The sequence below is a fragment of the Janthinobacterium sp. FW305-128 genome, assembly GCF_020858135.1.
Lineage (GTDB): Bacteria > Pseudomonadota > Gammaproteobacteria > Burkholderiales > Burkholderiaceae_D > Janthinobacterium.
Window position 1 is genome coordinate 154,443 of sequence record NZ_JACYMK010000011.1, and the last position, 22,546, is coordinate 176,988.

The following is a 22,546-nucleotide window of genomic DNA, read 5'->3' on the forward strand; positions in this document are numbered from 1 at the left end:
TGCAATACCCCGGGCTTTGTTATGATGGTGGTTTTGATCCACGCGAAACCCGTCATGTTCGAATTTCTCTTCAAGCGTTCTGCCAGCAAGACTGCCGTCCCCGATCCTGTCGTGGCAGAACAGGCCGCCGCCTCGGCGCAGAGCGCATCGCGCCGCGCCGAACAGGTTGCGCGTGCCCATGCCGTGGCGGGCGACGAAGCCGCCGCCTGTGAATTCATCGTGTCCAGCGAATTTGCCGATGCCCGCCTGATCGCGGCCGAACACGTCCATAGCTTGCCCCTGCTGGAAAAAGTCCACCATGCCATGCGCAACACGGACCGCCGCGTTGCCAAGCTGATGCAGGGCCGCATCGACCTGATTCGTCATCAGGCTGCCGAGACGCAACGCGCCCAGGCCAGCATCGCCACGGCGCAGCGCCTGTTGAACGATGACAAGCTGAGCCCGAACCAGGTAGCCGAGCTGGACCGCCAATGGCAAGTCATCAAGGCCACGCCGGAGCTGGAGAGCGCCTTTGCCGCCGCGCGCGCCGCGCTGGCCGCCCGCCTGGAAGCGCAAGTGGTGTTGCAGCGCGCCGTGATCGACACCGTCGCCGCCGCGCGCGCCTTGGCTGCCAGTGGCCAGTCCGCCGGCGAGCTGGCCCAGGCGCTGGCCCGCCTCGACGCGGAACATGCGCAGCATGCGCAATCGCCCGAACGCGCTTCCTTGCCGAAACACCTGGAGAGCGATTTCATCGAGGCGCGCGAGCAGGTGCAGTCCGCCTTGCAGGCGCTGCAGCAGCACCAGGCCGTGTTCGACGCGCGCCAGCTTGCGCTGGCCGCATGGCAGGCGCAGGACGCCGCCACGCTCGATGCAGACACCTTGAAACGCGCGTGGCAAGCCTTGCCGCGCCTGCCCGAGTCGCCATTGTCCGACAGCCTGCAGCAGCAATTTGCGGCCCTGCTGGCCAGCGCCCCGGCGCCGCTCGTCCCTGCCGCAGCCGTGGACGCGCCAGCGCATGCGGAACCGGCGCCGCGCAAGCCGCGCCAGGAACACGCGCCCGTGTCGAAGGAAGCGACGGAGCAGTTCTTCAAGGTGCTCGACGCCATGGAAGCGGCGCTGCAGGATGGCTTGCTGCACGTGGCTTCCGAACATGACAAGACCTTGCGCGATAGCAAGCACGGCCGTTTGACGCCTGCGCAAGCGGATCGCCTGGCCCATGTGCGCGGCGAGTTCAAGCGCCTGGCCGACTGGGCGCGCTGGGGCGGCAATGTCTCGCGCGAGGAACTGGTCAAGGCGGGCGAGGAATTGCCAGCGCAACAATTGCCGATGACCGAACTGGCCAAGAAAGTGGGCAGCCTGCGCGAGCGCTGGAAGTCGCTCGACACCTTGTCCGGCCCCGCACCGAAATCGCTGTGGGAGCGTTTCGACGCCGCCTGCAGCGTGGCGTATGCGCCCGCGGCCCAGCATTTCAAGCAACTGGCGGAAGAGCGCCACGGCAATGCGGCCAAGGCCCAGGAACTGATCGCGGAAACGGCGGCCCTGGCGGCCGAAGAGAGTACCGACTGGAAACATGTCGCTTCCGCCTCGCAGCGCTTGCGCCAGGCGTGGACGCGCCTGGGCACGATCGATCGCAAGGAAAAGAAACGCCTGGATACGGAGTTCGGCGCCGCGCTGGACGCCCTGTCCAAGCCGCTGGACACGCAGCGCCAGATCGAGACGGCCCGCCGCGAGCAATTGATCGTGGAAGTGGGCCTGCTCAAGCCATCGGAGCGCAACACGGTCGACATGCTCAAAGCCTTGCAGGACAAATGGCAGGAGCTGGCGAAAGCCCTGCCGCTGGAACGCCGCGCGGAACAGGCGCTGTGGCAGCGTTTCCGTGCCGCCTGCGACGATATCTTCGCCAGGCGCAAGGAAACGGCCCACGCGGCCGACCACGAGCGCCGCGAACACCTGCATGCGCGCGAAGCGCTGTGCGCCGCGCTGGAAACGGCCGTCGTGCCCGAGGGCGACGACAAGGCCCGCACGGCCTTCATCAACCACTTGCTGCGCGACACGCGCGCCGCCTGGAACGCCACGGGTCCTGTGCCGCGCGCCAGCGAAGCGAAGATCGAACAGCGCTACCAGGCGGCGGTCGCCGGCGTGCAAGCGCAGGCGGACGCCATCGCCGAACGGGCTGGCGCGGCGCAAGCCAACGCCCTGCGCGACAAGCTGCGCCTGGTGCAATCGCTGGAAGCCGCACTGGCCGATGGCGGTGCCGGCGCCGACGCGCAAGCGTGGAGCGAGCGCTGGAGCGCCTTGCCGCCGCTCGACGCCCAGTACGAACGCAGCCTGCAGCAGCGCTTTGCCGCCGCTCAGGCCGCGCTGGGCGAGGGCAGCGCGGCCTACGTGCAGCAATTGCAGGCCAATCAGGAGCGCCTGCTCGGTGAAGTCCTGCGCCTGGAAATCGTCGCCGGCGTCGACAGCGGCGCCGAATTTGCCCGCGACCGCCTGAAAATGCAGGTGGAAGTGCTGCAATCGTCGCTCAAATCGGGCCAGAAGCCGCTCACGCAAGTGTCGCAGCTGATGCAGCTGTGCGCGATCGCCGCCACCACCGATGCGCGCACGGCCAGCCGCATCGAAACCCTGCTGCGCCGCATCGGAGGCAACGCGAAATGAGTACATCCGTCCGCATCCAGCAAGCCGATTTTGACTTGAGTCAAGAAATTGCACAATTGCGCGCAGGCAACCCCAAGGTGGGCGCCGTCGTCGGCTTCGTCGGCACGGTGCGCGACATGAACGAAGGGCTGGACGTGGCCGCGATGGAGCTCGAGCACTATCCGGGCATGACGGAAAAGTCCATTGCAGCCATCGTGGAGCAGGCGCGGGGCCGCTGGCCCCTGTCCGGCGCGCTGGTGATCCACCGCGTGGGGCCCTTGCTGCCGCAGGAGCAGATCGTGCTGGTGGCCGTGTCGTCCGCCCACCGGGGCGAGGCGTTTGCCGCCTGCGAATTCATCATCGACTACCTGAAGACGGAAGCGCCGTTCTGGAAGAAGGAAGACACGCCCGAAGGGGCGCGTTGGGTCGATGCGCGCGACAGCGACGAGACGGCCCTGGACAAGTGGGCCGCAAAAGCAAGCGCCATTTGAAGCGAACGCGCCGCGCACGCTAGCATTTGCCAAAATGCATCAGTTTTCTGCTTTGTGTATGCTTGAAAAGTACTGCCTCACCCCAATTTGGTTAACAACTAATTAACCGGGAGCGCTTTTCATGCGACAAGATAAACTGACTACCAAGTTACAGGAAGCCCTGGCCGACGCGCAAAGCTTGGCCGTGGGCAACGACAATCCCTATATCGAACCAGTCCACCTGCTGACGGCCCTGTTGAACCAGGACGACGGCGGCGCCCGCTCGCTCTTGCAGCGTGCCGGCGTCAACGTGGGCGGCCTGTCCAAGGCCCTGGGCGCGTCCATCGAACGCTTGCCGAAGGTGTCCGGCACGGGCGGCGACGTGCAGGTCAGCCGCGAATTCGTGGCCTTGCTGAACCTGGCCGACAAGGAATCGCAGAAGGCGGGCGACCAGTTCGTGTCCAGCGAAATGGTCTTGCTGGCCATGACGGACGACAAGTCCGACTGCGGCAAGCTGGCGCGCGAAAACGGCCTGACCCGCAAGGCCCTGGAAGCGGCCATCGACGCCGTACGCGGCGGCAACAAGGTCGATTCGCAGGAAGCCGAAGGCCAGCGCGAAGCCTTGAAAAAATACACCTTGGACCTGACCGAGCGGGCGCGCAAGGGCAAGCTCGATCCCGTGATCGGCCGCGACGATGAAATCCGCCGCACCATCCAGATCCTGCAGCGCCGCAGCAAGAACAATCCCGTGCTGATCGGCGAGCCGGGCGTGGGCAAGACGGCCATCGTCGAAGGCCTGGCGCAGCGCATCGTCAATGGCGAAGTGCCTGAATCGCTGAAAGGCAAGCGCGTGCTGGCGCTGGACATGGCCGCCCTGGTTGCCGGTGCCAAGTTCCGCGGCGAGTTCGAAGAGCGCCTGAAGTCCGTGCTCAAGGAACTGGCCATGGATGAAGGGCAAACCATCGTCTTCATCGACGAGATGCACACCATGGTGGGCGCGGGCAAGGCCGACGGCGCGATGGATGCCGGTAATATGCTCAAACCGGCACTGGCGCGCGGCGAGCTGCACTGCGTGGGCGCCACCACGCTCGACGAATACCGCAAATACATCGAAAAGGATGCCGCGCTGGAACGCCGCTTCCAGAAAGTGCTCGTCGACGAGCCGACCGTGGAGGCGACGATCGCCATCCTGCGCGGCTTGCAGGATAAGTACGCGCTGCATCACAAGGTGGAAATCACGGACGCGGCCATCATTGCCGCGGCGGAATTGTCGCACCGCTACATCACGGACCGCTTCCTGCCCGACAAGGCCATCGACCTGATCGACGAGGCGGCGGCGAAGATCAAGATCGAGATCGACTCGAAGCCGGAAGTGATGGACAAGCTGGAACGCCGTCTGATCCAGCTGAAGATCGAGCGCGAAGCCGTCAAGAAGGAAAAAGACGAAGCGTCGCTGCGCCGCTTGGGCCTGATCGAGGAAGAAATCCTCAAGCTGCAGCGTGAATACAATGACTTCGAAGAAATCCTGAAGGCGGAAAAAGCCGTGGTGCAAGGCAGTACGCACATCAAGGAAGAAATCGAGCAGGTCAAGCTGCAGATGGAGCAGGCCACGCGCGAGAGCAACTGGCAGAAAGTGTCGGAATTGCAGTATGGCAAGCTGCCACAGCTGGAAGCCCAGCTCAAGCAGGCCGACAGCGGCATCCCGAAACTCGACCCCGATCAGCCGAAACTGCTGCGCACGGAAGTGGGCGCCGAGGAAATCGCCGAAGTGGTGTCGCGCGCGACGGGGATACCCGTATCGCGCATGATGCAGGGCGAACGCGACAAGCTGCTGCACATCGAAGAGAAGCTGCATGAGCGCGTCGTGGGCCAGGATGAAGCGATCACGGCCGTGGCTGACGCCATCCGCCGCTCGCGCGCCGGCCTCTCCGATCCGAACCGTCCCTATGGTTCCTTCATGTTCCTGGGACCGACGGGCGTGGGCAAGACCGAGCTGAGCAAGGCGCTGGCGACCTTCCTGTTCGATACGGAGGAATCGATGATCCGCATCGACATGAGCGAGTTCATGGAGAAGCATTCCGTGGCCCGTCTGATCGGCGCGCCACCCGGCTACGTGGGCTACGACGAGGGCGGCTACCTGACGGAAGCCGTGCGCCGCAAGCCGTACAGCGTGATCCTGCTCGACGAAGTGGAAAAAGCGCATGCCGACGTCTTCAACGTGCTGCTGCAAGTGCTCGACGACGGACGCATGACGGACGGCCAGGGCCGCACGGTGGACTTCAAGAATACCGTCATCATCATGACCTCGAACCTGGGTTCGCATAAAATCCAGGCCATGGAAAGCGATGATCCCGGTGTCGTGAAGCTGGCCGTGATGGCCGAGGTACGCTCGCACTTCCGTCCCGAGTTCGTCAACCGTATCGACGAAATTGTCGTGTTCCACGGCCTCGACGAGAAAAACATCGGCGCGATCGCGAAGATCCAGCTGAAGATCCTCGAAGAACGCCTGGAACGCATGGACATGCAGTTGAGCCTGACGGACGCCGCGCTGCAGCAAATCGCCGAAGCGGGCTACGACCCGGTGTATGGCGCCCGTCCTTTGAAACGGGCGATCCAGCAGCAGATCGAAAATCCGCTGTCGAAGCTGATCCTCGAAGGCCGCTTCGGCCCGAAAGACGAGATCCGCATCGACGCCCAGAACGGCAACCTGGTGTTTACAGGGGCGCAGGTGGGGCTGGACAAGGTGTAATGTTGGCTGGTCAGTCCCTGCGGGATTGGAAGCTACCCCATTGGGGCAGCTTCCCCCGTCGGGTCTGACCCCAGTTTTACGGCATTTGCAGTGAGGAAGATGTGCGACGATTTGCGACGTCTAACAAAACCGTAGCGAGCGGCAGTGATTTGTGGCAGAGAAGCGCAACCGTACTCTAGTACGGTGAGCATCGCAGGCCGCAAAGCGCGACGCGCAGTAGGTTTTGTTAGACGTCCTCAGGCAGGGCGGTATCAGGCTAGACCTGATGCCGCCCTTCTTGCTATCATCGTCACTATTTTCTGACTAATTTTCGGAGGCGGTACGATGGCAAACACATGGCAAGCAGGGCGGCGCATTGGACTGGGACTGACCTTGGCGGCGGCCGTGCTGGCCTTGCCTGCGCACGCCCAGGAAGAGAAGGTCCTGAACATCTACAACTGGTCGGACTATATCGGCGACGATACGATCAAGAATTTTGAGAAGGAAACGGGCATCAAGGTACGCTACGACGTTTTCGACAATAACGAAATCCTCAATGCGAAACTGGTGGCGGGCAAGTCCGGCTACGACATCGTCGTGCCGACGGCCCAGTGGGCGCGGCTGCAGATCGATGCGGGCCTGCTGCGCAAGCTCGACAAGAGCAAGCTGACCAACCTGGGCAACCTCGATCCGAACCTGCAGGCGAAATTGTCGAAGATCGACCCGAACAACGACTATCTGGTCGATTGGCTGTGGGGCTACACGACGGTGGGCATCAACGTCAACAAGGTCAAGGCCGCGCTGGGCGGCATGCCCATGCCCGACAACGCGTGGGACCTGATCTTCGACCCGAAATATGCATCGAAGCTGAAATCGTGCGGCGTGTCCTTCCTCGACTCGCCGTCGGAAGTGCTGCCGGCCGCCCTGCAATACCTGGGCAAGCCCGCGTACTCGAAAACGGCCGCCGACTACCAGGAAGCGGGCAAGGTGCTGCAGGCGATCCGCCCCTACGTAACGTTGTTCAGCTCCTCAGGCTACATCAATGACATGGCCAACGGTTCCGTCTGCGTGGCGCTGGGCTGGTCGGGCGACATCAATATCGCGCGCCAGCGCGCCATTGACGCGAAGAATGGCAACGTGATCCAGGTGCTGGTGCCGAAGACGGCCGCCCTGATGTTCGACACTATGGCCATTCCCGCCGACGCGCCGCATCCGAACAATGCGCACCTGTTCATCAACTACATCCTGCGTCCGCAAGTGCATGCCAGCCTGAGCAACAAGGTCTTTTACGCGAATCCGAATCCGGCCAGCATCAAATATGTACGCAAGGACATCGGCGAGAACAAGGCCATCTTCCTGTCGGACGCCGACAAGCAGCGCATGGCGGCGCCTGAAGCGACCACGGCCGATATTCGCCGCTTGATGACGCGTATTTATACGAAGTTCAAGACGGGAGTGTAATACGGGAGCGTAAGACGGGAGCGTAAAAACAAGGATGGCGCGAGGGACGGGCCTGTTGGCCGTCGCTGGCGCCATGCGATAGTGCCGAGGTGAACGCTACTCGTGATAGCGGTCCATCAGCTTATGGTGGCTGCCGCGCATTTCTTCGACCAGTTCAAAGGCGACAAAGCCGATGATGGCGGCGAAGATGGCGATGAAGAGAAAAACGAGGAAGGTGATTAACATGGTCTTTCAGCCGCCGTTGGACGGCCGTCCGCTGGGTTGCTCAATGTGCCGGAGCAGCGCTCCAGCACGTAGTTGATGCAATTAAACTCTAGCAGATCGGCAGCGCTTTACAAGGCTGCTGAGTTGTGAACTCCACCAGTATTTGTCCCAGCGCACTTTTTGCGCATTTCAATCTGGGGTCAGACCCGGCGGGTCTGACCCCGTGGCCTATTTCACGACCAGATCATGCGCCATCACGGCCTTCAAATAGACGCTGACAGGGTCACCTGGCTCGCGCTGGGAGAACCTGTCCATCCTGCGCTGGCCTTGCGCATTTCTCTGTTTCAGTATTTTATTTCACCACCAGATCATGCGCCATCACGGCCTTGGGATAGACGCTGACAGGGTCACCTGGCTCGCGCTGGGAGAACCTGTCCATCCTGCGCTGGCCTTGCGCATTTCCCTGTTTCACTATTTCACCACCAGATCATGCGCCATCACGGCTTTCAAATAGACGCTGACGGGGGCGCCTGGCTCGGGCTGGAAGAACCTGTCCATCCTGCGCTGGCCTTGCGCATTTCCCTGTTTCAGTATTTTATTTCACCACCAGATCATGCGCCATCAAGGCTTTCAAATAGACACTGACGGGGTCACCTGGCTCGCGCTGGGAGAACCTGTCCATCCTGCGCTGGCCTTGCGCATTTCCCTGTTTTACTATTTCACCACCAGATCATGCGCCATCACGGCTTTCAAATAGACGCTGACGGGGTCACCTGGTTCGCGCTGGGAGAACCTGTCCATCCTGCGCTGGCCTTGCGCATTTCCCTGTTTTACTATTTCACGACCAGATCATGCGCCATCACGGCCTTCAAATAGACGCTGACAGGGTCACCTGGCTCGCGCTGGGAGAACCACCACGCGCTGGCCTTGCGCATTTCCCATTCCTGCTCCTCACCCGTCAGCAGCAGGGCGGCCGCCTGGCCCAGGGTGGGTTGGTGGCCGACGATGAGCACGGTTTCCTTGCCGCCGGGCCAGTTGGCCGCCTTCAGGATGTCTTCCGCCTCGGCGCCCGGTGCCAGTTCCGGCATCAGCTTGAACTTGCGCCCCAGCGCCTCCGCCGTTTGCAGGGTACGCAGGGCGGGGCTGACGAGGATGCGGCAATTTTCCGGTAGTTGCGAGGCCAGCCATTCCCCCATGCGGCGCGCCTGTTTCTGGCCTTTGACGGTCAGGGCGCGTTCGAGGTCGGGGAGGCCCGGCTCGGCTTCTGCGTGTCGCCACAAGATGAGATCCATGCTGTACTCCTGTGTGTAGAGTTGCCTATTCGCCGACCTCCGCGCCCGGCGTGCCCAGTGTGTGCATCAGGTATTGCTGGGCGCTGAACGGCATCTGCTTGCCGCGCGGCTTGCGGCGCGCATAATGGCCCGTCGGCTCCAGCTCCCATGCATTGGTATTATCCTTCAAATACGGATTCAAGCCCTCGGCGATCACGCGCCGTTTCAGCGCCCGGTCCAGCACGGGGAAGGCCACTTCCACCCTGCGGAACAGGTTACGGCTCATCCAGTCGGCGCTGGCCAGGTAGACATCGTGCGCCAGGTCGTTGCGGAAATAGTAAATGCGGCTGTGCTCGAGGAAGCGGCCGATCACGGAGCGCACCTTGATGTTTTCCGACAAGCCCGGCACGCCCGGTTTCAGGGTGCAGGCGCCGCGCACGATCAGGTCGATCTTCACGCCATCGGTCGAGGCCGTATACAGGGCGCGGATCACGGATTCATCGACGAGCGCGTTGACTTTCACGATAATGCGCCCGCGCCGGCCGGAACGGGCGATCTTCGCCTCGTTGCGGATGGCCTTGATGATTTCGCTTTGCAGGCCGAACGGCGCCAGCCACAAATGGTTCAGATTGTGCGGCTTGGTCAGGCTGGTCAGGTGGATGAACACCTCATTGACTTCCACGGCCAGGTCCTGGTTCGCCGTCAGCAAGCCGAAATCCGTGTACAGCTTGGTGGTCGTGGGGTGGTAGTTGCCGGTGCCCAAGTGGGCGTAGAAGCGCAGCGCGCCTTCTTCGCGGCGGATGACGAGCGCCACCTTGGCGTGGGTTTTCAGGCCCACCACGCCGTACACGACTTGCGCGCCAGCCTGTTCCAGCTTGTCGGCCCAGTTGATATTGGCTTCTTCGTCGAAACGCGCCATCAATTCCACGATGACTGTTACCTCTTTGCCCATCTTCGCCGCCGTGATCAAGGACTCCATCAGGTCCGAGTTCATGCCCGTGCGGTAGATCGTCTGCTTGATGGCGACGACGGACGGATCGTAGGCGGCGCTGCGGATGAAGTCGATCACCGTCTGGAACGATTGATACGGGTGGTGCAGCAGGATGTCATGCTTGGTCAGTGCGGCAAAGATGTCGTTGCCGATGGCCTTGTGCGCGAGGCCCGGGAAGAACGGCGGGAAGCGCAGCTCGGGCTGCTTGACGTGGTCGATCATTTCCGACAGGCGCACGAGGTTCACGGGGCCGTTGACGCGGTAGAGGCGGCTTTGATCCAGATTAAACTGGTCGAGCAGGAACTGTGATAATTCTGGCGGGCAATTGCGCGCCACTTCCAGGCGCACCGAGGTGCCGAACTGGCGCCCCACGAGTTCGCCTTTTAACGCCTGGCGCAGATTCTTGACTTCGTCCTCGTCCACCCACAGGTCGCTGTCGCGCGTGACGCGAAATTGCGAATAGGCAATTACTTCGCGCCCGGCGAACAAATCCGAGATATGCGCATGAATCACGGAAGACAACAGGCAGAAGGACACGCCGTCGCCGGAAATGTCGTCCGGCAGCTTGATGACGCGCGGCAAGACACGGGGCGCCTTGACGATGGCGATGGCCGTGCCGCGGCCGAACGCATCCTTGCCGCTCAGCGAGACGATGAAATTGAGACTTTTATTCACCACTTGCGGGAACGGGTGGGCCGGGTCCAGGCCGATAGGGGTCAGCAGGGGGCGCACTTCACGGTCGAAATACTGCTTGACCCAGGCGCGCTGCGCATCGTTGCGGTCGTTGTCGCGCAGCAAATGCACGCCCGCTTCGCGCAGGGCCGGCAAGACTTCGCTATTTAATATCTCGTACTGGCGTTCCACCAGCGCATGGCATTCCTTGCCGATGCGCTCCAGATTGGCCGCCAGGGCAGGGTGGCCGGCCAGCGAACCGCCGATGCTGCCGGCCGCCAACAGGCTGGCCACGCGCACTTCGAAGAACTCATCCATGTTGCTGCTGACGATGCACAGGTAGCGCAGGCGCTCGAGCAGCGGAATGTTCGGGTCTTCCGCCTGGGCCATCACGCGCCGGTTGAAAGTCAGTTGCGACAGTTCGCGGTCAAGCAGGATGCCCGATTTGGTCACTTCCGTGTGCAGTTCAGGTTTCATATTCTTTTGTCTTTGCAGATAGTTAATTCTAGCCGTATTTCATCCGTATTTCATCGCGTATGACGCGTTGTGAGTGTAATCATGAAATATGACGTAAGCGTGACATAAGCTGTCATAAAGCGTCGCCCGCCCTGTCATTTTTCGCGCCGAAAAGGGCGGTTCCCGGGGCGTAGCCAATTATTTCAGGATTTTTTGCCCATGTCATAAACCTGTCATATTCGCTTGCTAGACTGCGCAGCATTCAACCGGGACTTTGAGCCCTAACAACCCTGAGGACTTGATATGCAAATGAAGCAAATGTTCAAATTTATCGTCGTGGGTGCTTCGGCAGCGATGGCATTTTCTTCCGCTTCCGTCATGGCGGCAGATATGACAGGTGCTGGTGCAACCTTCCCGTACCCGATCTACGCCAAATGGGCTGAAACGTACAAAGCCAACACGGGCAACGGCCTGAACTACCAGTCCGTCGGTTCCGGCGCCGGCATCAAGCAAATCAAGGCCAAGACTGTCGAATTCGGCGCTTCGGACATGCCTTTGAAGGCGGAAGAGCTGGAAGAAGCGGGCCTGATGCAGTTCCCGGCCATCATGGGCGGCGTGGTCACCATCGTCAACCTGGACGGCGTGGCCCCAGGCCAGCTGAAAATGACGGGTAAAGTCGTTGCCGACATCTACCTGGGCAAGATCACCAAGTGGAGCGCGCCTGAAATCGCCGCACTGAACAGTGGCGTCAAGCTGCCTGACTCGGAAATCACCGTGGTGCACCGCGCCGACGGTTCGGGCACCTCGTTCCTGTTCACCGACTTCCTGTCGAAAACCAATCCGGAATTCAAATCGAAAATCGGCGCTGGCTCGGCCGTGAAATGGGCCGTGGGCGTGGGCGGCAAGGGTAACGAAGGCGTCGCCGCCAACGTACAGCGCATCAAGGGTTCGATCGGCTACGTCGAGTGGGCTTACGCCAAGAAAAACAAGATGTCGCACACCCAGCTGCAAAACAAGGACGGCAACTTCCTGCAGCCTGACGACGAAAACTTCAAGGCCGCCGCCGCTTCGGCACCCTGGACGCAAACCCCAGGCTTCGGCGTGGTCCTGACCGACCAGGCTGGCAAGAACAGCTGGCCTATCACGGGCGTGTCGTTCATCCTGATGCACAAAGTCCAGGCTGACCCAGCCAAGGCAAAAGAAGTCCTGAAATTCTTCGACTGGGCCTACAAGAACGGCGGCCCTGCTGCCGTCGAACTGGACTACGTGCCGATGCCGGCATCGGTCGTGAAACTGGTGCAGGAATCGTGGAAAGCCAATTTGAAAGATGCATCGGGCAAGTCGATCTACTAATCGCATAGCCTGAGTCATTCATCCTTGCCCCGCCGGCAGTATGGCGGGGCAGGGAGTTAGCCAGGACCGCCCGCAAGCCCTTGCAGACGGTCCTGGCTAAAAGAATAAAAGTAGCTGAAAGAATAAAAGCAACGACGCCTGACAAAACCGTAGCGAGCGGAAGGGAGTTGCGGTCGAGAAGCGCAACTGTACGAAGGTACAGTGAGCATCGCAGGCCGTAAATCCCGACGCGCAGTAGGTTTTGACAGGCGTATTAAAACAGCAGCACCGGCAGTACCACCCACATCTGGCACAATATGAGCGCACAATCTACCTCCTCCACGATCCCCCTGCCAGGCGGCACCATGACCGATTCCATCAGTCACGCGCAAATGCTTTCCACCATGCGCAAGCAGCGCTTCCAGGATTTCATGTTCCACAAGGTGACGATGCTGTTCGCCCTGTCGGTGCTGATCGTCCTGGTCGGCATCATCATTTCGCTGATCATGGAATCGATACCGGCCTTCAAGACCTTCGGCCTGCATTTCATCGTGTCCGCGGAATGGGACCCCGTCAATGACCAGTACGGCGCCCTGATCCCCATCATCGGCACCCTGGTGACGTCCGTCATCGCCTTGCTGATCGCCTTTCCCGTCAGCTTCGGCATCGCCCTGTTCCTCACGGAAATCTGCCCGGCCTGGCTGCGCCGCCCGCTGGGCACGGCTGTCGAGCTGCTGGCCGGCGTGCCATCGATCATCTACGGCATCTGGGGCCTGTTCGTCTTCGCGCCCCTGTTCGCCGACCACGTCCAGCCCCTGCTGAAAGCCACGCTGGGCAACGTGCCCGTCATCGGCCAGCTGTTCAGCGGCCCCATGATGGGCATCGGCCTGTTGACGGCCGGCCTGGTGCTGGCCATCATGATCATCCCCTTCATCGCTTCCGTGATGCGCGACGTGTTTGAAATCGTCCCTGCCGTGCTGAAGGAATCCGCCTACGGCCTGGGCTGCACGCGCTGGGAAGTGGTGCGCAAGATCGTCTTGCCATACACCAAGACCGGCGTCGTCGGCGGCGTCATGCTGGGCCTTGGCCGCGCGCTGGGCGAGACCATGGCCGTGACCTTCGTCATCGGCAACGCGAATAAACTGTCGTGGTCGCTGTTTGCCGCCGGTAACAGCATCACCTCGCTGCTGGCGAACGAATTCGGCGAAGCGCAATCGGCGTTGCACGTATCGTCGCTGTTCTCGCTGGCCCTGATCCTGTTTGTCATCACCTTTATCGTCTTATCCGCCGCCAAGCTGATGCTGGCTGGCATGTCCCGCAAGGAAGGCACGAAATGAGCCAACTCAGCCAAGTTAGCACCCTCGACGTTCCGGCCAAGCCGGCCATGAACCCCGTCTACCGCAAGCGCCTGCTGATGCACCGCGTCGGCATCGCCCTGTCGGTGGCCGCCATGGCCCTGGGCCTGGCCGTGCTCGTGTGGATTTTGTTCACCCTGGTGATCAAGGGTTTCGGCGCGCTGTCCGTCGATCTGTTCACGCAAACGACGCCGGCTCCCGGCAGCGAAGGCGGCGGTCTGATCAATGCCATCGTCGGCAGCGCCCTGATGGTGGGCCTGGCCACCGTCGTCAGTACCCCGATCGGCATTCTGGCCGGCATCTACCTGGCCGAATACGGCGAAGAAAACAAGCTGGCGCAAGTGACGCGTTTCGTCACCGACATCATGCTGTCGGCACCGTCCATCGTCATCGGCCTGTTCGTGTATGCGCTGTACGTGGCGCACGTGAAACACTTCTCCGGTTACGCCGGTGCCATCGCCTTGTCCCTGATCGCCGTGCCCGTGGTGGTGCGCACGACGGACAATATGCTGCGCCTGGTGCCGAACAGCCTGCTGGAAGCGGCATTTGCCCTGGGTGCGCCGCGCTGGAAGGTCGCCACCCTGGTGCGCTTGCGCGCCGTGAAGGCTGGCGTGATCACCGGCGTACTGCTGGCCTTGGCCCGCATCGCCGGTGAAACGGCACCGCTGCTGTTCACGGCCCTGAATAACCAGTTCCAAAGCTTTAACATGAATGCGCCGATGGCCAACTTGCCGTCCGTCATCGCATCGTTTGCAATGAGCCCGTACGACAACTGGCGCTCGCTGGCCTGGGGCGGCGCACTGCTGATCACCTTCAGCGTGCTGGCCCTGAATATCCTGTCGCGCACCGTGTTCAGCCAAAAAGTCCCACATTAAACAGATACCGAGCGAAGCGAACCCATATGAATACGCAAATGAATCCAGCCCAAGACTTGGCACCAAAGAAAAAAACCATCGAGATTTCGGGCCTGAACTTTTTTTACGGCAAAACGCAAAGCTTGCATAACGTCAACCTGGACATTCACGAGAAGAAGGTCACGGCCTTCATCGGCCCGTCCGGTTGCGGCAAGTCGACCCTGCTGCGCACCCTGAACCGCATGTACGACCTGTATCCGGGCCAGCGCGCGGAAGGCTCCATCCTGTACCGCGGCCGCAACGTGCTCGACGCCGACCAGGACGTCAACATGCTGCGCGCCAAGGTCGGCATGGTATTCCAGAAGCCCACGCCGTTCCCCATGTCCGTCTACGACAACATCGCCTTCGGCGTGCGCCTGTATGAAGACCTGTCGAAGGGCGAAATGGACGAGCGCGTCGAGTGGGCCCTGAAGAAGGCCGCGCTGTGGGGCGAAGTCAAGGACAAGCTGACGAAAAGCGGCCTGTCGCTGTCGGGCGGCCAGCAGCAGCGCCTGTGCATTGCGCGCGGCGTGGCCGTGAAACCGGACGTCTTGCTGCTCGACGAGCCGACCTCGGCGCTGGACCCGATCTCGACCTCGAAGGTGGAAGAGCTGATCAGCGAACTGAAACAGGATTACACGATCGCCATCGTGACGCACAATATGCAGCAGGCGGCGCGCTGCTCCGACTACACGGCGTATATGTATCTGGGCGAGCTGGTGGAGTTCGGCGAAACGGACCAGATTTTCATGAATCCGGCCCGCAAGGAAACGCAGGATTACATCACGGGCCGCTTCGGCTGATCCGCCCAGAATAACGATATACAAGACTACTGAATACGGAGAGACAGCATGATAGGCGAACATTCATCCAAGCAATACGACAACGAACTCGAAGCGATCCGCTCGAAAGTGCTCCTGATGGGCGGCATCGTTGAAACCCAGTTCCTCGACGCGATGACATGCTTTCGCATCGGCAACCCGGAACGCGCCGACCGCGTGATGCGCGAAGACGACGTCGTCAACCAGCTGGAAGTGTCGCTGGACGACGCCTGCAGCCATCTGATTGTGCGCCGCCAGCCGGCCGCCAACGACTTGCGCACCATCATGGCCACCATCAAGGTGATTACCGACCTCGAGCGCGTAGGCGACGAGGCGACCAAGATCGCCCGCGTGGCGAAGAACTTGCACAAGCGGGGCAACGCCGTCGTCAACCATTACGAGATGGTGCGCGGCATCGCCAACACGGCCACCGACATGCTGCACGACGCGCTGGACGCCTTCGCGCGCAACGATGGCAAGCAGGCATTACAATTAATTGCACAAGACGCCATCATCGACCATGAGTTTCGGTCTATCATGCGCAACCTGATTACCTTTATGATGGAAGACCCGCGCACGATTTCGGCGGCGCTCGATACCCTGTGGGTGGCCAAGGCCATCGAACGGATCGGCGACCATGCGAAAAACATCGCCGAATACGTGATTTACGTGGTTGAAGGCAAGGACATCCGCCACACCAAGGTGGCTGCTCCCGCCATTTCCGAGGAGCTCCCTGAGTAAGCTTTATGGCATCTGATAAAACCACGGTATTGATTGTTGAAGATGAGCCGGCCATCGTTGAACTGGTGACCTATTCGCTGCGCGAATCCGGCTGGAATTGCTGTTCCGTACAAAACGTCGCCGATGCTTGGGAATTCATCCAGCACCGCACGCCGCATCTGATCCTGCTGGACTGGATGCTGCCGGACCAGACGGGTTTGCGCCTGCTGTCGCGCATCCGCGCCGACCGCAATTTCGCCGCCATCCCCGTCATCATGCTCACCGCCAAGAGCATGGAAGAAGACAAGCTGGCCGGACTGAACAGCGGGGCCGACGATTACGTCACCAAGCCGTTCTCGCCGCGCGAGCTGCTGGCCCGCGCCAAAGCGCTGTTGCGACGCAAGAGTCCGGAACACGCGCAGGCGCCCATGCGCGCCGGCAACGTGGCCCTGGACCCCGTCAGCTGCACCGTCATGATGGATGAACAGAAGATCGATATTGGCCATGCCGAATACAAGCTGCTGAAATTCCTGCTGGCCCATCCGGAGCGCGTGTTTTCGCGCAGCCAGCTGCTCGACAAGGTGTGGGGCGACCATGTGGTGATCGAGGAACGCACGGTCGATGTCCACGTATTGCGCTTGCGCAAAGCCTTGAAAGAGGCGGAAAGCCTGATCAAGACGGTGCGCAGCGTCGGCTACATGTTGTCTGAAAAGTAAAGCCTCACTCTATGAATCCGAAATTGCTGTTCTGGGTACCGGCCGCCCTGCGCATGGTGCTGGCGCTGCTGGGCGTGGCCGTCGTCTGGTATCTGTTCGGCGCCACGTATGCGCTGGGCATCGCCTTCGTGCTGATGGCCATGATGGTGTTCGTGCAGCTGTCGTATCTGTTCCAGCTGAGTAACTGGCTGGACAATCCGCAAAGCGCCAAGCTGCCCGACGGCTGGGGCGCCTGGACCAGCATCTTCGCGCGCCTGTACCGCATGCGCCGCGATGACGAGAAAAACCAGGCCGAGCTGACGGAATGGCTGGCGCGTTTCCGCCAGGCCATGCATCTGTTGCCGGACGGCGTAGTCATCATGGACGACGTGCTGTTCCTTGAATGGTGCAATCCTGCCGCCGAGAAACACCTGGGCCTCACGCACGAGCGCGACAAGGGCATGCGCGTGACGAATTTGATCCGCAGCCCCGAGTTCATGGATTACATCATCCTGGGCCGCTACGACCAGCCGCTGACGATTACCTTCCGCAACCGCAAGCTGATCGTGCAAATCATCCCGTTCGAGAACCGCCGCCAGATCCTCGTCACGCACGATGTGACGGAGACGGAACGCATCGAAATGATGCGCCGCGACTTCATCGCCAACGCCTCGCACGAATTGCGCACGCCGCTGACGGTTATCGTCGGCTTCCTGGAAATCGCTTCCGCCGAGCTGGACCTCGATGCCGCCACGCGCGCCGCCCACCTCAAGCTGATGACGGAGCAGGGCCACCGCATGCAGCATCTGATCGAGGACATGCTGACCCTGTCGCGCCTGGAATCGGTCGACTATCCGCTGCGCCCCGAGCCCGTGGACATCAAAAAGCTCATGCAGCAAGTCTTGCGCGACGCAAAGGGCTTGTCGGCCGGCAAGCATGAAGTGACCATGGAATGCGACGGCCCCGACGTGCTGGGCAGCTACGATGAACTGTACAGCGCCTTCGGCAACCTGGCCTCGAACGCCGTGCGCTACACGCCGGCCGGCGGCACCATCACCCTGCGCTGGCAGGATGGCCCGGCCGGACCGCAATTCATCGCGCAAGACACGGGCATCGGCATCAGCCAGGAACATATTTCGCGCCTGACGGAACGTTTCTACCGCGTCGACAAGAGCCGCTCGCGCGAAACGCAGGGTACGGGTCTGGGCCTGGCCATCGTCAAGCACGTGCTGCTGCGCCACGGCGGTACCCTGGCCATCCAGTCCGTGGCCGACAAGGGCAGCAGTTTTATCGTCAGCATGCCCAAATCCGTCGTCACGCCGCTGCAGGGCGAGTTGCTGGTCAAGTAGGCCGGGGAGGGGAGCATCCCCTGCCTGTTTCCCGTGCGACTAGTGCAAAGTTGGCATAAGTCGTTACAATCTGGCTATGACTTTAATCAACGCCTCTTTTCGCCAAGCCGGCGCGCAGCAACTGGCCCAGTCGCTGCTGGCCGCGCGCCAGGACACCCTTTCCCTGTTCGACTGTTACGTCACTGCCGGCCTGGACGTGGTGGCGGGCCTGCCCCGTCATCCGCGCCTCAATCCGCCTTTATGGCAACTGGCGCAGATCGCCTGGTTTGCCGAGTGGTTCATCCTGCGCGAAGCGGCGTCCAGCCATCCGGCCGATGCCATTTATAACTCCCTGCTGACGCGCGGCGACGACTTGTTCGACGCCAACATGGTGCAGCAGCGCGCGCGCTGGACGCTGGAACTGCCCAGTCCTGGCGCCGTCAAAACGTATTGCCACGAAGTACTCGACAGGGTCCTCGATAAACTGTCGCGCGAAGCCAATGTCGACAGCGCCCTGGCGCCGTACCGGCTGGCCCTGGCCCATGAAGACTTGTGTGGCGAGGAAATGCTGGCCGGCCTGCAATGGCTGGGCCTGGAAGCACCCGAATCCCTGGCGGCCAGCCCGGCCTTGCCGCCCGGAGCGGGCCAGATCGCTCTCCCTGGCGGTACCATCGCACTGGGTTCGCCGCGCGGTGCCGGATTTGCCTTCGACAATGAATCGCCGCCCCACAGCTGCTACGTGGCGCCGTTTTCCATCGATGCCTGCGCCGTATCCAATGCCCAGTTTGCCGATTTTGTCGCCGATGGCGGTTACCAGAACCGCCAGTTCTGGAGCGCGGCCGGCAGCGCCTGGCTGATGCGGCAGGAGCGCTCGTCGCCGCTGTACTGGCTGCGCGAAGCGACGCAGTGGCGCACCATGCGTTTCGGGCAGCGCACGACCTTGCCGCCGAACGAAGCCGTGCGCCACATCAACCTGTATGAAGCGCAGGCCTATTGCGCCTGGGCGGGGCGCCGCCTGGCGACCGAGGCGGAATGGGAGTATGCTGCGCTGTCCGGCCACCCGCGCTTTCACTGGGGCCAGGTGTGGGAGTGGACGGCGACGCCGTTCGAGCCGTATCCGGGCTTTGCGGTGGATGCCTGGCGCGAATATTCGGCGCCGTATTTCATGCAGCACCAGGTACTGCGCGGCGCCTCCTTCGCCACGCCGCCGCGCCTGCATTCGGCCCGCATGCGCGCCTTCCATGCGCCCGAACGGGGCGACATCTTTGCCGGCTTGCGCACCTGCGCCTGGTAGCGCGCCGAGAACAGACATCATTTCAGGATACCCTTGAGTACAGATAACGCCCCGCAGTTCATTCCCAAACGCATCACGCCCACGCCGGAGCAGGTCGCCATCCAGACGGCGCAAAAGAAAGTGGTCTTGATCGACGCCAATGCCGGCGCGGCCAAGACGACGACCCTGGCCCTGCGCCTGGCCGAAGCCCTGCACCGGGGCCGCGCGCCCGAACGCATGCTGGCCCTCGTCTTCACGGAAGCGGCGCGCGTGGCCCTGCGCCAGCGCCTGCTGGAAGTGGGCGTGCCGCTCGGTGTCGTCAAGCGCCTGACGGTCGACACCTTCGACGCCTTTGCCGCCAAGGTGCTGTTGCAGCTGGAAAACATGCAAGTGGCCTCCATGCGCAGCGATGAAGAGCTGCGCCCCGTGGCCTGGGAAGCGCTGGAAGTGGTCTCCGAGAAATACGCTCACCGCTATCCGCTGGAAATCAACACGACGAATGGCGCCATCGCCGAATTCCTGAAACTGCAATTGCGCACCAAGGCGCGCCTGGATTTCCAGAATCCCGACTTCGAGAGCAACTCGCTCGATGACAACCTGGAAATGCTGGGCATGTCGCGCACGCATTATCTGTGGCTGCGCGAATACGAAGGCTTGCGCGGCGCCGACACGGGCGATATCCAGTTCCGCGCGCCCTTCGACGCCACCTACGACCTCGTGCGCATGCTCGACGGCGACGAGCCGCTGCGCCAGCAATTGCCGGCCTTCCAGATCATCGTGGCCGATGAATTGCACGACTTGAACGAGGCGTCGTTCCGCCTGCTGACCATGCTGATACGCCGCGGCAACGCCTTTTTCTGTGGCGCCGGCGACAAGGATCAAGTGATCTACACGTGGTCAGGCGCTGACCACCGCTTCCTGCGCCAGCGCTTCGAGCAGGAATTTCCCGCCTTGCAGCGCCTGCCGCTGACGGCGTCCTACCGCTACGGCCCGCAACTGGCGCAGGCCGTGGGCGTGCTGAAAAACAAGCCCAGCGTGTCGGCCCTGTCGCGCGCCACCCACATTGAACTGCTCGAGTATGACCATGCGCAGCCGCAAGCGTGCAGCGCCCAGCTGATCGCCGCGCTCGAACACGCGCATGCGGGCACGACGGCCATCTTGCTGCGCGACCGCGACCAGGCGATCCGCGTGGAAACGGCCCTGTTCCAGAGCGGCATCGCGTATGGCCTGGTGGACATGAACAGTTATCTGCTGAGCCTGGAAGTGCTGATGCTGCGCGGCATGGTCGCCATCGCCCGCAAGGATTTGCACGCGATCAAGAGCGGCCCGCGCCGCGGCGAAATCCTCGAAGCCCTGGTGGCCTTCGCGGAAATCCCGTTTACACGCGCGGAATTGCAGCAAGCCAAGGCCGATGTGGCCAACTACCCGGACTTGCTGGAAGGCTTCTTGACGAACCAGCTGGCCAAGTCGCAGAACCAGGACAAGGCGGCGCTGACCCTGGCCGCCGTCGACTACCTGCGCGCGCTGCCCCCCGACGCCCTGGCCGGCGACGCGCTGCAGCACATCTTTGGCCTGATGCAGCTGGAACAGACGGCGCGCCGCATCTATGTCGACCCGGCCCAGGCGCGGGTCGTCGCCCGTTCCCTGCACGGCTTTATCGCCGTGTGCCGCGAAGCGGGCGTGGCGCTGGGCGGCTTCGCCGGCTGGCTGGGCGAGATGGAAGACGCCGTGACGGTCTCGACTGGCAAGGCCAAGCTGGTCATCGCCTGCATCGACCAGATCAAGGGCCTCGAATACAACCACGTGATCCTGCCTTACCTGGCCGTCGACGAATTCCCGCGCAGCAAGACTGATCCGCTGGAAGAAGAGAACCGTTTTTATGTGGCCGCCACGCGCGCACGCGACAGGCTCAGCTTGCTGACGCCGGAAGACCCCGTCTACCGGAGCCGCTACATCGCCGCCCTGCAGCTCAAGCAGAAGATTGTTGCGTCCAAGTCATAAATCTTTTGCCGCGCGGCCGCTTTTTGCGAAAGACGAAAGCGCGCATACTTTGTTCATGTGATCGCTTTTGATCTGAATTAACAAAGCTAACCAAGGAGGAACGACGCCTAACAAAACCGTAGCGAGCGGCGATGATTTGTGGCTAAGAAGCGCAACCGTGCTGGAGCACGGTGAGCATCGCAGGCCGCAAAGCGCGACGCGCAGTAGGTTTTGTTTGGCGTCCACTGTATGAAAGTATTTTTGACAGGTGCGGCAGGTTTCATCGGCAGTTCCATCGCGGCGGGCCTCGTGCGCGCCGGCCATCAGGTCACGGGCCTCGTGCGCAAGCCGGAGCAGGTGGCCGAGCTGGCCACTATCGGCGTGCAGGGTATCGTCGGTACCTTGAACGACCGCGAGCTGATCATCGAGCAAGCGAAGGCGGCGGACGCCGTCATCAATGCGGCCAGCAGCGACCACCGGGGCGCCGTGGAAGCGATCATTGAAGCGCTGGCCGTCAGCAACAAGCCTTTCCTCCATACCAGCGGCTCGTCCATCGTGGGCGACGCGTCGGGCGGCGAGGGCACGGAACAGATTTATTACGAAGACAAGCTGCCGGCGCCCACGGCCGACAAGGCGGCTCGGGTCGCCATCGATGAGCTGGTGCTGGCCAGCGCAAACAAGGGCGTGCGCGCCAGCGTGTTGTGCAACACCTTGATCTACGGCCACGGCGCCTTGCCGCGCGACAGCGTGCAATTGCCGCGCTTATTGAAACAGGCGCGCAAGAGCGGCATCGTGCGCCACGTGGGGCCGGGCCGCAATATCTGGTCCAACGTGCACATCGACGACGTCGTCAGCCTGTATCTGCTGGCGCTGGAAAAGTCGCCCGCCGGCACCTTTTACTTTGTCGAGTCGGGCGAAGCGGCCTTCCGCGACATGACGGCCGCCATCGCCCAGGCACTGGACCTGGGTCCCGCGCAGGACTGGCCGCTGCCGGAAGCCATTGCCGAATGGGGCTATGAGATGGCGTCGTACGGCCTTGGTTCCAACAGCCGCGTGCGCGGGGAACGGTCGCGCAAGCTGCTGGGCTGGCAGCCGCAGGGGCCGTCCGTGCTGGAATGGATCGGGAACGACATGCTGCGTTCGCCGCACGCCACGGCTGCTTGATGCAGCTCAGCAAATCCGCATCTGTGTGCGCTAGCGAACGGTGCTTTTGCCCGATCGGGAGTATGATGCCTTTGCTTGGTTGAGACGCACTGCCGTGAAGTTGGCGGCATGTTCGATCT

Annotated in this window: 17 protein-coding genes; 14 read left to right on the plus strand and 3 right to left on the minus strand. The window is 62.0% G+C overall.

Going from position 1 to position 22,546, the window contains the following annotated elements; all coding sequences use genetic code 11:
• The first annotated feature begins 21 nt into the window (after positions 1-21).
• From IGS60_RS22050 to IGS60_RS22065, 4 genes are all read left to right on the plus strand, one after another.
• Positions 22-2,634 carry a DUF349 domain-containing protein gene (locus IGS60_RS22050; protein WP_230506212.1) on the plus strand — a complete coding sequence of 871 codons (2,613 nt, stop codon included), beginning with the start codon at positions 22-24 and terminating at the stop codon, positions 2,632-2,634.
• Entirely contained in the window at positions 2,631-3,104 is a 474-nt protein-coding gene (gene moaE / locus IGS60_RS22055) for a molybdopterin synthase catalytic subunit MoaE (RefSeq protein ID WP_070290768.1), read from the plus strand. Before IGS60_RS22050 ends, moaE begins: the two co-directional genes overlap by 4 nt.
• Before the next feature lie 121 nt (positions 3,105-3,225).
• Complete coding sequence (gene clpB / locus IGS60_RS22060) at positions 3,226-5,832, plus strand: ATP-dependent chaperone ClpB (protein WP_230506213.1); 2,607 nt, start codon at positions 3,226-3,228, stop codon at positions 5,830-5,832.
• Between the two features lie 324 nt (positions 5,833-6,156).
• The gene (locus IGS60_RS22065; protein ID WP_230506214.1) at positions 6,157-7,272 is read left to right on the plus strand and encodes a polyamine ABC transporter substrate-binding protein; all 1,116 of its coding nucleotides are present in this window, start codon (positions 6,157-6,159) and stop codon (positions 7,270-7,272) included.
• A 96-nt stretch (positions 7,273-7,368) separates the two neighbouring features.
• Here IGS60_RS22065 and IGS60_RS28405 read toward each other — a convergent pair whose 3' ends face one another.
• The 3 genes from IGS60_RS28405 to ppk1 all read right to left on the minus strand — a co-directional run bounded on the left by IGS60_RS28405 (position 7,369) and on the right by ppk1 (position 10,887).
• Complete coding sequence (locus tag IGS60_RS28405; protein WP_256267160.1) at positions 7,369-7,497, minus strand: hypothetical protein; 129 nt, start codon at positions 7,495-7,497, stop codon at positions 7,369-7,371.
• Positions 7,498-8,309: 812 nt separating this feature from the next.
• A complete protein-coding gene (sixA, locus tag IGS60_RS22070) occupies positions 8,310-8,768 on the minus strand; it encodes a phosphohistidine phosphatase SixA (protein WP_070290771.1) in 459 nt (152 codons plus the stop codon).
• A 25-nt stretch (positions 8,769-8,793) separates the two neighbouring features.
• The gene (gene ppk1, locus IGS60_RS22075; protein ID WP_230506215.1) at positions 8,794-10,887 is read right to left on the minus strand and encodes a polyphosphate kinase 1; all 2,094 of its coding nucleotides are present in this window, start codon (positions 10,885-10,887) and stop codon (positions 8,794-8,796) included.
• Positions 10,888-11,169: 282 nt separating this feature from the next.
• On the opposite strand from ppk1, the gene pstS reads away from it, so the two are divergent.
• The 10 genes from pstS (at position 11,170) to IGS60_RS22125 (ending at position 22,427) form a co-directional block, all read left to right on the plus strand.
• A complete protein-coding gene (gene pstS / locus IGS60_RS22080) occupies positions 11,170-12,219 on the plus strand; it encodes a phosphate ABC transporter substrate-binding protein PstS (RefSeq protein WP_230506216.1) in 1,050 nt (349 codons plus the stop codon).
• A 344-nt stretch (positions 12,220-12,563) separates the two neighbouring features.
• On the plus strand, positions 12,564-13,535 hold the full coding sequence (gene pstC / locus IGS60_RS22085; RefSeq protein ID WP_227742171.1) for a phosphate ABC transporter permease subunit PstC: 972 nt from the start codon (positions 12,564-12,566) through the stop codon (positions 13,533-13,535).
• The gene (gene pstA / locus IGS60_RS22090; RefSeq protein WP_070218049.1) at positions 13,532-14,428 is read left to right on the plus strand and encodes a phosphate ABC transporter permease PstA; all 897 of its coding nucleotides are present in this window, start codon (positions 13,532-13,534) and stop codon (positions 14,426-14,428) included. Before pstC ends, pstA begins: the two co-directional genes overlap by 4 nt.
• 26 nt (positions 14,429-14,454) lie before the next feature.
• A complete protein-coding gene (pstB, locus tag IGS60_RS22095) occupies positions 14,455-15,249 on the plus strand; it encodes a phosphate ABC transporter ATP-binding protein PstB (protein WP_034755069.1) in 795 nt (264 codons plus the stop codon).
• 48 nt (positions 15,250-15,297) lie between these two features.
• Positions 15,298-16,008, plus strand: coding sequence for a phosphate signaling complex protein PhoU (gene phoU / locus IGS60_RS22100; protein WP_070218051.1), 711 nt, complete (start codon positions 15,298-15,300; stop codon positions 16,006-16,008).
• A 5-nt stretch (positions 16,009-16,013) separates the two neighbouring features.
• The gene (locus IGS60_RS22105; protein ID WP_034755074.1) at positions 16,014-16,703 is read left to right on the plus strand and encodes a response regulator; all 690 of its coding nucleotides are present in this window, start codon (positions 16,014-16,016) and stop codon (positions 16,701-16,703) included.
• Between the two features lie 11 nt (positions 16,704-16,714).
• On the plus strand, positions 16,715-18,031 hold the full coding sequence (phoR, locus tag IGS60_RS22110; RefSeq protein WP_070218053.1) for a phosphate regulon sensor histidine kinase PhoR: 1,317 nt from the start codon (positions 16,715-16,717) through the stop codon (positions 18,029-18,031).
• 76 nt (positions 18,032-18,107) lie between these two features.
• Positions 18,108-19,304, plus strand: a complete 1,197-nt coding sequence (gene senA, locus IGS60_RS22115) for a selenoneine synthase SenA (RefSeq protein WP_227742142.1) — start codon at positions 18,108-18,110, stop codon at positions 19,302-19,304.
• A 33-nt stretch (positions 19,305-19,337) separates the two neighbouring features.
• Positions 19,338-21,284: a UvrD-helicase domain-containing protein gene (locus IGS60_RS22120; protein WP_230506217.1), complete on the plus strand. Its 1,947-nt coding sequence runs from the start codon at positions 19,338-19,340 to the stop codon at positions 21,282-21,284.
• Between the two features lie 228 nt (positions 21,285-21,512).
• On the plus strand, positions 21,513-22,427 hold the full coding sequence (locus IGS60_RS22125) for an NAD-dependent epimerase/dehydratase family protein (RefSeq protein WP_070290775.1): 915 nt from the start codon (positions 21,513-21,515) through the stop codon (positions 22,425-22,427).
• The last annotated feature ends 119 nt before the right edge of the window (positions 22,428-22,546 follow it).

Coding starts and splice junctions, on each gene's coding strand:
- pstC (WP_227742171.1), top strand. CDS start 12,564: ATGACCGATTCCATCAGTCACGCGCAAATGCTTTCCACCATGCGCAAG.
- IGS60_RS22050 (WP_230506212.1), top strand. CDS start 22: ATGATGGTGGTTTTGATCCACGCGAAACCCGTCATGTTCGAATTTCTC.
- pstA (WP_070218049.1), top strand. CDS start 13,532: ATGAGCCAACTCAGCCAAGTTAGCACCCTCGACGTTCCGGCCAAGCCG.
- IGS60_RS22105 (WP_034755074.1), top strand. CDS start 16,014: ATGGCATCTGATAAAACCACGGTATTGATTGTTGAAGATGAGCCGGCC.
- clpB (WP_230506213.1), top strand. CDS start 3,226: ATGCGACAAGATAAACTGACTACCAAGTTACAGGAAGCCCTGGCCGAC.
- pstB (WP_034755069.1), top strand. CDS start 14,455: ATGAATACGCAAATGAATCCAGCCCAAGACTTGGCACCAAAGAAAAAA.
- pstS (WP_230506216.1), top strand. CDS start 11,170: ATGCAAATGAAGCAAATGTTCAAATTTATCGTCGTGGGTGCTTCGGCA.
- phoU (WP_070218051.1), top strand. CDS start 15,298: ATGATAGGCGAACATTCATCCAAGCAATACGACAACGAACTCGAAGCG.
- phoR (WP_070218053.1), top strand. CDS start 16,715: ATGAATCCGAAATTGCTGTTCTGGGTACCGGCCGCCCTGCGCATGGTG.
- ppk1 (WP_230506215.1), bottom strand. CDS start 10,887: ATGAAACCTGAACTGCACACGGAAGTGACCAAATCGGGCATCCTGCTT.
- IGS60_RS22065 (WP_230506214.1), top strand. CDS start 6,157: ATGGCAAACACATGGCAAGCAGGGCGGCGCATTGGACTGGGACTGACC.
- IGS60_RS22125 (WP_070290775.1), top strand. CDS start 21,513: ATGAAAGTATTTTTGACAGGTGCGGCAGGTTTCATCGGCAGTTCCATC.
- moaE (WP_070290768.1), top strand. CDS start 2,631: ATGAGTACATCCGTCCGCATCCAGCAAGCCGATTTTGACTTGAGTCAA.
- senA (WP_227742142.1), top strand. CDS start 18,108: ATGACTTTAATCAACGCCTCTTTTCGCCAAGCCGGCGCGCAGCAACTG.
- sixA (WP_070290771.1), bottom strand. CDS start 8,768: ATGGATCTCATCTTGTGGCGACACGCAGAAGCCGAGCCGGGCCTCCCC.
- IGS60_RS28405 (WP_256267160.1), bottom strand. CDS start 7,497: ATGTTAATCACCTTCCTCGTTTTTCTCTTCATCGCCATCTTCGCCGCC.